This window comes from Halolamina salifodinae, from assembly GCF_017874235.1.
Lineage (GTDB): Archaea > Halobacteriota > Halobacteria > Halobacteriales > Haloferacaceae > Halolamina > Halolamina salifodinae.
Map to the genome: position 1 here is coordinate 304,281 of NZ_JAGGLC010000003.1, position 10,798 is coordinate 315,078.

Consider the following 10,798-nt stretch of genomic DNA (forward strand, 5'->3'; position numbering starts at 1 on the left):
CCTTGCCACGACAGTAAATTTCGAGTGGACTCGCGGGGATTTGAACCCCGGGCCTTCCCCGTGCCAGGGGGATGATCTACCACTGATCTACGAGCCCGCTTCGCATCAAACCGTATCGCCGTCCGGTTATTAAGGCCTTCGATGCGACCGCACTCCGGCACCGAGTACCATCGACGCCACATCGACGCCACGCGGGATGGAAAGCCATTAAGCCCCTCGACGGTCACTCTCCGTTGGGAACAGCACGGCCGCAAATCTGACTTCGCCCACTGGGGGCTTGGGATTGCGGAAGTGTCCGACGCACAGTCGGTCTTTTCGCGGTCAGTGCCGTTCCAACTCAACCAATGGCACGAATGCACACACGTCGCCGCGGGTCGTCCGGTTCGGACGCCCCCGCGGCAGAGGAGCCGCCGGAGTGGAGCGACGTCGACGCCGAGGACATCGAGTCCCGCGTCGTCGAACTCGCAGAGCAGGGCCACGACCCGAGTCAGATTGGCCTGAAACTGCGCGACGAGGGCGTGAAGGGCACGCCCATCCCGGACGTCAAGCTGGCGACCGGGAAGAAAGTCACCGAGATCCTCGAGGAGAACGACGCCACCGACGACCTCCCCGAGGACCTCCGGAACCTGATGGAGCGCGCAGTCCGCCTGCGCAAGCATATGGGCCGGAACCCGCAGGACGCCCAGAACAAGCGCGCCCTGCAGAACACCGAGTCCAAGATCCGTCGCCTGGTGAACTACTACCAGGGCGACAAACTCGACGCCGACTTCGAGTACGAGTACGAAACCGCCGAAGAGATCCTCAAAGGCTAGATGTCCAGCGCGCGCCCAGTCGAGGAGCCACTCGCCGAAACGCTGTCGGCGGCCCCGTTCGTCCGGGTCGCCGCCGCCAGCGACGGTGACAGCCTCGCGGCTGCCGGCCTCCTCGCCCGGGCGTGTGCCGAACGCGCGATCCCGTTCCAACTCCGCCTCGACGACGAGGCGGCCGCAGCGACCGAGGACGCCGTCACCGTCTCCGTCGGCCCCACGGCCGTCGACGGTGACGCGAGCCTCGACCACCCGGCGAGTCCGACCGCGTTTACGGTCGCTCGCCGACTCGGCGCCGACCACGACCCGGTCCTCGCCCTCGCCGGCACAATCGCCGCGGGCGAGACGGTTCGGGCCGCCGAGGACGCACTCGAGGCCGCACAGGAGGCCGGTCTGATCGACCGGGAGCCCGGACTGGCGCTCCCGACCGACGAGATCCCGGCCGACCTCGCGGCGTCGACGCTGCTGCACGGCCCGGCCTCGGGCGACGAGGCCGCGGCGGCCGCGGTGGTCACCGAACTCGAATCCGAGGAGGAATTCAGCCGCCGACTCGCCTCGCTGGTCACCATCGACGCGGTGGCCGCCGAGGACGCGACCGAACGCGCCGCCCGAGGGATCGAGCGCGCGCTCCGGCCCTACCGCACGCCCGACGCGCCGTTTGCCACGCTCGGCGGCTACGCCGACGTGCTCAACGCCGCCGCTCGCAGTTCCCCCGCCGCCGGCATCGCGCTGGCGCTGGGCGAACACGACGGCGCCGACGAAACGGCGCTCGCGGCGTGGCGGGAGTACGGCCGCGCGGTCCACGAGGGCCTCCGCACCGCGGAGACCCGCCGACACCACGGCGTCTGGGTCCTCGAAACGGACGCAGACCCCGCGGTCCTGCCGGCAGTCGCCCGCCTCGGGCGGGATTTCCGCTCGCCCGAACCGGTCGCGCTGGCGCTCACCGAGGGCGCCGCGGCCGCCGCGGGCGAGTCCGGAGTCGGCGACGCCGTTTCGACGGCCGCCGACGCGGTCGGCGGGACCGGTCTCGGCACCGACGCTACTGGACGGGCGCGCTTCGACACGGACACCGAACAGTTCACAGAGACGTTCCGGGAGACAGTATGAGCGAGGCCACAGAGTCGAGCCACGAGGCGACGCTGACCACCACCCACGAGGATTCGCGGGCGGTGGCCGCCGCGCTCGCTCCCGACAACACCGATGCGATGACGACGAGCGTCGACGGCGAGCAGGTCCGGACCACCATCGTCCGCGAGGACGCGGGTGGGCTGGCCGCGTCCGTCGACGACTACCTCGTCAATCTGACCGTCGCCGACGCCGTCTGCGAGACGGCACGCGACACCACTCAACCATGAGCGAGAAATCCACCACGATCGAAGGCAAGCGATGGTACACCGTGCTCGCGCCCGAGCAGTTCGACCGGGCCGAGATCGGCGAGACCGTCGCTGAGGAACCGAACCAGGTCGTCGGCCGCACCATCGAGACCACGCTGGGCGAGATGGAGGGCGACCAGGGACAGAACAACAACAAGCTGACGTTCAAGATCAACGACGTCGGTAGCGACGCCGCCTACACCGAGTTCATCAAGTACGAACTCACGCGGGACTACCTGCGCTCGCTGGTCCGACGTGGCGCCTCGAAGGTCGCCGCCAACATCACGGTGCTGACGACGGACGACTACCGCGTCCAGATCCAGCCCGTGGCGCTGACGACCCAGAAGGCCGACCGCTCCCAGGAGAAGGCGATCCGTGCGGAGATGGTCGACATCGTCGAGGAGGCCGCCGAGGAACGCAGCTTCGAGCAGCTGGTCGACAGCGTCGTCGAGGGCCGGATCTCCTCGGCCATCTACGGCGAGGCCAAGACCATCTACCCGCTGCGCCGCGTCGAGGTCCAGAAGCTCACTCTCGAGGCCCGACCCGAAGAGGTCGCCGCCGAGGAGGAAGCCGCTGTGGACGTCGACGAGAGCGCCGAGTAGGCGCTCTCGTCTGCCAACCAGAAATCTCCGATTTCTGGTGACGTCGACGAGGACTAACGGAGTCAGTTCTCGTCAACGCCGAGTAACGACGCCGACTGTCGGCCGTCCCAGACGGGATCGGCCGCGGATTCACGCGCTTTTCGCCTTTTTCACGCCGGATAGCGGCGGCGCCAGTGGCGTCGCCAACGATGGAGGCCGGCGACGGCGGCCAGCGACTTCGTCAGCGTCGGGGTCTGCGACGCTGCCGACTACTCCTCGGGCGTCGCCGTCGGCGTCCGATCCTCGACGATCACGGTGCCCATCATTCCGCCGCTCTCGTGAGGGATGCAGAAGTACTCGTACTCGCCGGGGATCTGGAACGTGTAGGAGAAGCGGTCGCCGTTGCTCAGCGCGCCGCCGGAGCCGTTGGCCCAGGCGTCGCGGGCGGCCTGCTCGTCGTCGTAGTCGCCCGAGGCGAAGAACTCGGCGCCGTCCGGCAGCGAGTTCTCGTAGGCCGTCACCGTGTGGTCGCGGGTGCCCGTGTTCTCCCAGACGACCGCCTCGCCTTTCGCGACGGTTATCGTCGCGGGATCGAATGCGGTGGGACGCATCCCGATGTCGTAGTCCACGTTCTCGTCCGGCGTCAGGCCGAGACAGCCCCCGAGACTCAGCACGGCGGTCGTTCCCGCAGCGACGAGATAGCGTCGGCGGTCCATGGTTCGCCGTTGGTCACGGAGCGATTTAGGCGGTGTGATTCAGTCATGGTCGGCGGGACACCTCGCCGCCTGCGCGCGGATGTAAACACGTAAACCGTGGCCGTTCCTCGCGTGGGGCATGCGCTTGCGGTTCCTCGGCCGTCTCGGACCAGCCGACGCCGTTACCGTCGGGAACGCCGCGCTGGGCTTTCTCGCGGTGGTCGCCGCCACCGTCGACATCGGCCTCGCGGCACGGCTGGTGCTGCTCGGCGCCATCGCCGACGGCCTCGACGGCGTCGTCGCCCGGAAGTACGGCGGCACCGAGGCCGGCCCCTACCTCGACTCGCTCGCGGACGTAGCGACGTTCGGCGTCGCCCCAGCCTTCCTCGTCGCCGTCGTGACTCGGCGAGAGTGGGGTACCCCGGCGTCGCTGCTTTCGGGGATCTCCCCCGACGGCCTGCTCGCGCTTGCGGGCCTACTCGTCCCCGCGCTCTACGTCGCCGCCGCAGTGGCCCGGCTCGGCCTCTACACCGCCTACGACACCAAGAGCGACGAGACGGTCGGCGTCCCCACGACACTCGCGGCGACCATCTTCGGCGCCATCGTGCTCACGGGCTACCGGAGCACCGAGACGGTGTTGATCGGCTTCCACGACGCTGGCTTCCTGCTGGCGCTCGCGGCCGTGCTCACGCCGCTGATGGTCTGTGACGTGGTCTATCCGGATCTCCACGCCCAGGACGCGCTGGTGATGGGGGTCGTGCAGGCTGGCGCCGTCCTCCTGCCGGGCATCTACGGCCGGGGCTTCGCGTTCGGCCTGCTCTATCTCGCGCTGGCGTATCTCGTGCTCGGGCCGGTGGTCTACTGGCGTCGATAAAGAGAGAACTGCCGTTCTGAGTCTTTAAGCTTCGACAGCAGCAGCGTCGAGCGCGTCGCCGGCTTTCTTGGCCTCAGCCTGCAGCGTGTACGCCTCGGCGTCGTCGTACTCGGCGGCGGCTTCGAGTGCCTCACGAGTGCCGATCTGCCGGAGCGCCCACGCCGCGGCGGTGCGGACGTTCCGGTCCTCGTCCTCCGCGACCGTCTCGGCCAGCGGCTCGATGGCTCGCGTGTCGCCGATCATGCCGAGCGCGCGGGCCGCGAGCGGCCGGACGTTATCGTTGTCCATCTCGAGTTTGTCCGCGAGCGCCTGCGTGGCCTCCTCGCTGCCGATCTCGCCCAGCGCGCGGAACGTGACCTTCTGGAGCTGTGGGTCGGAGTCGGTGTCGACGTATTCGACGAGCGTCTCGACGGCGTCCTCGGCGTCGGGGCCCATCTTGCCCAGCGCCTCGACCCCGGGCTGGTCACGGCGGCTGGCGCGGTCGTGCATCTCCTCGAACGCCTCGGCGTCGCCCATCCGGGTCAGCGCCTCCAGGCAGTGCCGTTCCATGAACTCCGAATCGAGCGCGTCGAGCGCGCGCAGGATCTGATCGACGTTGCCCTGCTGTTCGTGCTCCTTCAGCGCGGCCCACTCGACGGGGTAGTCCTTGTAGTGGCCGAGCACGTCGTAGAACCCCTCGGCGAGGAGCTGTTCGTTGGTCTGGAGGTCGTCCCACTCCTCGGCGGCGTCGAGGCCGGTCTCCAGCCCCTCGGTCGCCTCGACCAGCGCAGCGACGGTCTCTGCGTCCGCGTCGGCGTCGAGGTCCGCAGCCTCGATGGCGTCCTCGACGGCGTCGAGTTCGTGGGCCAGCGCCTCGGGGCTCTCGTCCTCGGCGGTGCCGAAGTCGGTATTGAGCGCGTCGCCCGCGGCGTCGAGGTAGTCGTCGACGGCGTCGCGGGTCTCGGACGTGCCGGCCTCGGTCCAGCGCGTCTCGGTCAGTTTGGTTCGGAGGTCGTCGAGGTCAGCGCACACGTCCTCGGCGTAGGGGCCACGCTGGGCCTCGATCTCGTCGCGGAGCTCCTCGATCCGGGACTCGACTGCCTCGTCCGGGGACTCCTCGTCGTCGGGCTCTGAGAACTCGGCGGCCTCGAGTGCCTCGGCGACGGCGTCGACGGTCGCTTCGACGTCGTCGAGGTCGGCCTCGGTTTCGGCGGCCTCGAGCGCCTCGCTCGACTCGTCGAGACGCGACTCCATCTCGTCGGCGGTGAGCTGGAGCGCGTCACCCTCGGTCGGCTCCTCGTCGTCGGTCATAGCTCGGAATGGGGGCGAAACTGATTAAGGCGTTTCCCTTCCGGGCGCGCCCTCGACGCCGTGGAACGCAATGTGCGCGCCGCCGGCCTCGCTCTCGCCTACCTCGACGGTCCAGCCGTGGGCCCGCGCGATCTCGGCGACGATGGCCAGCCCCAGTCCGGTTCCACCCTCGTTGGTGGTGTACCCCCGCTCGAGCACCGCCTCGCGCTCGCTCTCGGGGATCCCTGTGCCGTCGTCGGCGACCGCGAACCCGTCCGAGATCCCCTCGACACGGACCGTGAGGTCGCCGCTATCGTTGTGCTCCACGCTGTCGCCGGACCCCGTCCGGCTGCTCGTGGAGCTATGCTCCACACTGTTGCGGAAGAGGTTCTCGAACAGACGGACCAGCCGACCTCGGTCCGCGGGCACGGTGCAGTCGACCGTCACCGTGAGCGTGGCATCGCCCGTCGGGACGGTCTTCCATGCCTCCTCGGCGATGGCGGCGAGGTCGACTGACTCGGGATCGGTGACCGCCGACGCCTCGCGCGCGAGCGCCAGCGTGTCGTCGATCATCGTGTCCATCCGGTCGAGCGCCGACTCGACGCGGTCGACGTACTCGTCGTCGGCGTCGTCCTGCTCGATCAGGTCGGCGTAGCCCTGCGCGACGTTGAGCGGGTTCCGGAGATCGTGTGAGAGCACGCTCGCGAACCGTTCGAGCCGTTCGTTCTGCCGCTCCAACTGCTCGGCCTGCCGGTGCTGCTCGGTCACGTCCGTGAGCAGCACCACCCGGCCGCGCCCGGGGAGCGCCGAGCGTTCCACGTCGAACACGCGTTCGCCGCCGTCGATGGCCAGCGAAAGCGTCTCCGCCCCGTCGGCTTCGCGACAGGCTGCCGCAAGCGCGGCCGGTGCGACATCATCGACAGAGTGGCCGACGACATCGTCGTTGGCAGTCGTCAGGAGCCGCCGGGCCGCGGGGTTGGCGTCGACGACGCGGTCCTCCTCGTCCAGCACGATCACGGCTCCCTGCATCGCCTCGACGACGGTGTCGCGGGCGATAGGGGCCAGATCGAGGAACTGGAAGCGGAACACGGCGACGCCGATACAGAGTCCCGTGATCGTGAACACGATGGGCCCGAGGTCGATCGGCGAGTCCGAAAGACCGGAGATCTCTATCAGGTTCCCCAGCCACGGCGCCGAGATGCCGATAAGGATGTACTGGGCCTGTCGCCGGTAGGGCCCCTCGGCGTCGACGCCCCAGCGGACGAACAGCACGACCGCGAGCACGATCAGCACCTGGGTGTACGCGAAGTAGATCCAGAACCACGGCCGGTAGGTCACCTCGTACACCGAGAACGGCGGCACCGACACCATCATCCCCTCGATCCAGACGAACCCGTGTTCAGGGTTGGTCGCCACCAGGCCGACGGTCACGGCGGGGATCACACAGAGCAGGCCCACCGTATCCGAGGAGACGTACTCCTCGCGGTCGGTGTACTGCAGCGCGATGACCAGCACCGTAACGGGGATGAACGGGACGAACACGAACCGGAGCCGTCGCGCGACTGCCGCGACCGACGGCTCTGCGGTGACGAGTTCGACGATCTCGGTCAGCGCCCAGAGCAGCAAAATACCGACGAGCGTCCCGAACGTCCGCGCACCCCGCCGGTCGCTGTTGGCGATGGCGAGATAGCCCATGAACCCACAGACGGCGGCCGACACCAGCAGCGCCGCCAGGTAGAGGATCCCCGGTTCGACGTGGAGCGTCACGGTACCTTCCCCGCACGTCGGGGGGCCTTTTCGGTGTTGTGGCTGATGCCGCTACCGATCACGCAGACCTGGGTTCGTAACCGCGCCGTCAGCCGCGGAACCGAACTGTGCGCCGTATTTCCCGAGCACGCCGTCGGTGTAGGCGCTCTCGGGTCGCTCGCGCTCGTCGAGGCGCTCCTCGATCTCCGCGTCGGGGAGGTCGACCTCAAGCCTGCGCTCGGGGATGTCGATAGTGACGTGGTCGCCGTCCTCCAGCGCGCCCAGCGGCCCGCCGACGTAGGATTCGGGGGCGACGTGGCCGATCATCGGCCCACGCGTCGCGCCGGAGAAGCGCCCGTCGGTGACCATCGCCACGTCGTCCTCGTGGCCCTGCCCGACGACGGCGGCGGTGACGCCCAGCATCTCGCGCATTCCGGGGCCGCCGCGGGGGCCCTCGTTGCGGATCACGATCACGTCACCAGACTGGACGCCAGTCTGGTTGCCCGACGAGGTTCCCTCGTCGACGTCACCGGATTCGATGCCGCCCTCCTGGACGTACTTCATCGCGTCCTCCTCGCTCTCGAAGACTCGGGCGGGCCCCTCGTGGTGGAACTGATCCTCGCCCGTGACTTTGAGCACGGCGCCGTCGGGCGCGAGGTTCCCCCTCAGGATCTTGATCGCGCCCTCTTCGTGGAACGGGTCGTCGACGCGCGCGAGGAAGTCCGTATCGTCGAGGGTCTCGTCGGCCGGCAGGTCGAGTTCCGCGAGTTCCTCCGAAATCGTCCGGCCCGTGATCGTCGCGGCGTCGCCGTGGAACAGGCCCGCCTCGACCAGTCGGCGGATCACGACCGGGACGCCGCCCGCGTCGTGGAGGTCCTTCATCACCCGCGAGCCACCCGGCTGGAGGTTCGCGATCTTCGGCGTCCGGCGGGCGATCTCGTCGAAGTCGTCGATGGTGAGGTCGACGCCGGCCTCGGCGGCCAGCGCGAGCAGGTGGAGCACCGCGTTGGTCGAGCCACCCATCGCAACCTGCACCGCGATGGCGTTCTCGAAGGATTTCCGGGAGAGGATGTCCGAGGGTCGGCGGTCGTTCTCGACGGCGTCGAGGGCGAGTTCGCCCGCGCGCTCGGCGACCGTTGTCCGGCCCTCGCTCTCGGCCGGCGGCGACGCGCTGCCAAGCGGCGCCAGTCCCAGCGCCTCGGTGATGGAGGCCATCGTGTTCGCGGTGAACATGCCGCCACAGGAGCCAGCGCCCGGGCAGGCGTTGCGCTCCAGTTCGTCCAGTTCCTCGCGGCTCATGTCGCCCTGCGCGTGGGTGCCGACGCCCTCGAACACGTTCTGGACGGTCACCTCGCGACCCTCGTGCTGGCCCGGGAGGATGGAGCCACCGTAGAGGAACACGCTGGGCAGGTCCGTCCGGATCGCGGCCATCAACATGCCGGGGAGGTTCTTGTCACAGCCGGCGACCGTCACCAGCGCGTCGAGGCGCTCGCCGAACGCGACCAGTTCGACGGAGTCGGCGATGACCTCCCGCGAGACCAGCGACGCGCGCATCCCCTCGGTCCCCATCGAGATGGCGTCGGAGATGGTGATGGTGCCGAACTCGATGGGCATGCCGCCGGCGTCGTCCACCCCCGCGATGGCGCCGTCGGCCACGTCGTCGAGGTGGACGTTACAGGGCGTCACGTCCGCGGCGGGGTTGGCGACGCCGACCATCGGCGACGCGAGGTCGTCGTCGTCGAACCCCATCGCGCGGAACATCGAGCGGTGTGGGGCCCGCTCCGGTCCCTCCGTCACTTCCCGGCTCCGCAGGTGGGCTGGCTTCCCACCGTCCTCGGGTGTGTCCTGTTTACTCATACCGACCCACGCGGCCGGGCGCACTTAACTCCGTTCCGACCATGTGGGTGATTCCCCCCCTAATCAGGGATTCCGCGTTATTAACCGTGATGGTTTCAGCCGACACGCTTAACAGGTGGTACCCTGTATCGTGGGGTACAATGTCTCACGACAACGAGGGTACGTCGGCATCCCCGGCGGATCGAGTTCTCCCAGGGCACGCTGAAAACTGATTCCGAGTTCGCCACGGCTCGGATCTTCGACACCACCCTGCGAGACGGTGAACAGTCGCCCCGAACTTCGTTCTCCTACGACGACAAGCGCGAGATAGCCGCCGCACTGGACAGTGCCGGCGTCGACACGATCGAGGCGGGCTTCCCCGTGAACTCCGACGCGGAGTTCGCGGCGGTCCGTGACATCGCGTCGGCGGCCGACGCGACGGTGTGTGGGCTGGCTCGCGTCGTCGACAAGGACATCGAGACCGCACTCGACGCCGGCGTCGATCTGGTCCACGTGTTCGCGTCGACCAGCGACGTTCAGATCGAGGACTCCATGCACGCCAGCCGCGAGGCCGTGCTGGAGCGCTCCGTCGAGAGCGTCGAGCGCGCCACGGAGGCCGGGGCAGAAGTGATGTTCTCCCCGATGGACGCCACCCGGACCGACCCCGACTACCTGCGCGAGGTTGTCGAGGCCGTCTCCGCGGTCGGCGTCGATTGGATCAACGTCCCGGACACTTGCGGGGTCGCCACTCCCGGACGGTTCGCGGACCTGATCGAGACCATCGGCGGCTACACGGACGCCAAAATCGACGTCCACACCCACGACGACTTCGGGCTGGCGAGCGCCAACGCGCTGGCCGGCTTCGAGGCCGGCGCCGACCGCGCACAGGTCTCGGTGGGCGGTATCGGCGAGCGCGCCGGCAACGCCGCCTTCGAGCAGGTCGTCATGGCCGCCGAGAGCGTCTACGGCGCCGACACCGGGATCGACACCACCCAGATCACCGAACTGGCTCGGCTGGTGGAGGAACGCAGCGACGTTCCGACCGCGCCGAACACGCCCATCGTCGGCGACAACGCGTTCGCCCACGAGTCCGGCATCCACGCCGCGGGCGTCATCGAGAACTCGGCGACGTTCGAGCCGGGGGTCATGACCCCGGAGATGGTCGGCGCCGAGCGCGAGTTGGTGCTGGGCAAGCACACCGGCACCCACTCCGTCCGCCAGCGCCTGGAGGACGCGGGCTACGACCCGTCCGACGAGCAGGTACGCGCGGTCACCCGCGAGGTGAAAGATCGCGGCGCCGACGGCGACGAGATCACCACCGACACGCTGGCGGCCGTCGCCGAGGCCCACGACGTGACTCGCGGATCCGAACAGATCAGGGAGGGGCCGGCCCGATGAGCCCCGTCGACGACGCCCCGCGGCAGCCGCAGCGCACGCGGTCATGCCACAATGTGACATGCCTCGGAAAGGATTATGACGGGGGACGCCGTTCCATCACCCATGACGCGCCGACGCCACACGGGTTCGCCCGGCGTCAGCGTCTCGCTCGCGATTGTAGGGGCTGCCTAACCCCTACACCCAACTCTCCTCACCCGACCGTCGCATCAGCCGACAACCG

General features: G+C 68.9%; 10 protein-coding genes and 1 tRNA gene. 6 read left to right on the forward strand and 5 right to left on the reverse strand.

Annotation, left to right across the window (positions count from 1 at the left end; genetic code table 11):
- Window positions 1-25 precede the first annotated feature (25 nt).
- Window positions 26-97, reverse strand: a tRNA-Ala gene (locus tag J2753_RS08575).
- A 247-nt stretch (window positions 98-344) separates the two neighbouring features.
- On the opposite strand from J2753_RS08575, the gene J2753_RS08580 reads away from it, so the two are divergent.
- The 4 genes from J2753_RS08580 to J2753_RS08595 are packed head-to-tail and all read left to right on the forward strand — an operon-like array spanning window position 345 to window position 2,781.
- The gene (locus J2753_RS08580) at window positions 345-812 is read left to right on the forward strand and encodes a 30S ribosomal protein S15 (protein ID WP_209491521.1); all 468 of its coding nucleotides are present in this window, start codon (window positions 345-347) and stop codon (window positions 810-812) included.
- Complete coding sequence (locus J2753_RS08585; protein ID WP_209491522.1) at window positions 813-1,913, forward strand: exonuclease RecJ; 1,101 nt, start codon at window positions 813-815, stop codon at window positions 1,911-1,913.
- Window positions 1,910-2,161, forward strand: coding sequence for a KEOPS complex subunit Pcc1 (locus J2753_RS08590; protein ID WP_209491523.1), 252 nt, complete (start codon window positions 1,910-1,912; stop codon window positions 2,159-2,161). Before J2753_RS08585 ends, J2753_RS08590 begins: the two co-directional genes overlap by 4 nt.
- Window positions 2,158-2,781: a 30S ribosomal protein S3ae gene (locus J2753_RS08595; RefSeq protein ID WP_209491524.1), complete on the forward strand. Its 624-nt coding sequence runs from the start codon at window positions 2,158-2,160 to the stop codon at window positions 2,779-2,781. Before J2753_RS08590 ends, J2753_RS08595 begins: the two co-directional genes overlap by 4 nt.
- Before the next feature lie 248 nt (window positions 2,782-3,029).
- Here J2753_RS08595 and J2753_RS08600 read toward each other — a convergent pair whose 3' ends face one another.
- Window positions 3,030-3,476, reverse strand: coding sequence for a cupredoxin domain-containing protein (locus J2753_RS08600; protein WP_209491525.1), 447 nt, complete (start codon window positions 3,474-3,476; stop codon window positions 3,030-3,032).
- A gap of 118 nt (window positions 3,477-3,594) precedes the next feature.
- Between J2753_RS08600 and J2753_RS08605 the strand changes: the two genes are divergently transcribed.
- On the forward strand, window positions 3,595-4,329 hold the full coding sequence (locus J2753_RS08605) for a protein sorting system archaetidylserine synthase (RefSeq protein WP_209491526.1): 735 nt from the start codon (window positions 3,595-3,597) through the stop codon (window positions 4,327-4,329).
- A 24-nt stretch (window positions 4,330-4,353) separates the two neighbouring features.
- On the opposite strand, the gene J2753_RS08610 is transcribed toward J2753_RS08605, so the two are convergent.
- The 3 genes from J2753_RS08610 to ilvD are packed head-to-tail and all read right to left on the reverse strand — an operon-like array spanning window position 4,354 to window position 9,201.
- Window positions 4,354-5,619 (reverse strand): HEAT repeat domain-containing protein, encoded by a 1,266-nt coding sequence (locus tag J2753_RS08610; protein ID WP_209491527.1) that lies wholly within the window; start codon window positions 5,617-5,619, stop codon window positions 4,354-4,356.
- 24 nt (window positions 5,620-5,643) lie between these two features.
- A complete protein-coding gene (locus tag J2753_RS08615; protein WP_209491528.1) occupies window positions 5,644-7,365 on the reverse strand; it encodes a histidine kinase N-terminal 7TM domain-containing protein in 1,722 nt (573 codons plus the stop codon).
- A 51-nt stretch (window positions 7,366-7,416) separates the two neighbouring features.
- Complete coding sequence (gene ilvD / locus J2753_RS08620; RefSeq protein WP_209491529.1) at window positions 7,417-9,201, reverse strand: dihydroxy-acid dehydratase; 1,785 nt, start codon at window positions 9,199-9,201, stop codon at window positions 7,417-7,419.
- Window positions 9,202-9,324: 123 nt separating this feature from the next.
- Here ilvD and J2753_RS08625 point away from each other — a divergent pair, with 123 nt between their 5' ends.
- Complete coding sequence (locus J2753_RS08625; protein ID WP_245334578.1) at window positions 9,325-10,578, forward strand: LeuA family protein; 1,254 nt, start codon at window positions 9,325-9,327, stop codon at window positions 10,576-10,578.
- Window positions 10,579-10,798: the final 220 nt, after the last annotated feature.

Excerpts from the sequence above, each read along its gene's own strand:
- J2753_RS08580 (WP_209491521.1), top strand. The coding sequence starts at position 345 with ATGGCACGAATGCACACACGTCGCCGCGGGTCGTCCGGTTCGGACGCC.
- J2753_RS08585 (WP_209491522.1), top strand. The coding sequence starts at position 813 with ATGTCCAGCGCGCGCCCAGTCGAGGAGCCACTCGCCGAAACGCTGTCG.
- J2753_RS08590 (WP_209491523.1), top strand. The coding sequence starts at position 1,910 with ATGAGCGAGGCCACAGAGTCGAGCCACGAGGCGACGCTGACCACCACC.
- J2753_RS08595 (WP_209491524.1), top strand. The coding sequence starts at position 2,158 with ATGAGCGAGAAATCCACCACGATCGAAGGCAAGCGATGGTACACCGTG.
- J2753_RS08600 (WP_209491525.1), bottom strand. The coding sequence starts at position 3,476 with ATGGACCGCCGACGCTATCTCGTCGCTGCGGGAACGACCGCCGTGCTG.
- J2753_RS08605 (WP_209491526.1), top strand. The coding sequence starts at position 3,595 with ATGCGCTTGCGGTTCCTCGGCCGTCTCGGACCAGCCGACGCCGTTACC.
- J2753_RS08610 (WP_209491527.1), bottom strand. The coding sequence starts at position 5,619 with ATGACCGACGACGAGGAGCCGACCGAGGGTGACGCGCTCCAGCTCACC.
- ilvD (WP_209491529.1), bottom strand. The coding sequence starts at position 9,201 with ATGAGTAAACAGGACACACCCGAGGACGGTGGGAAGCCAGCCCACCTG.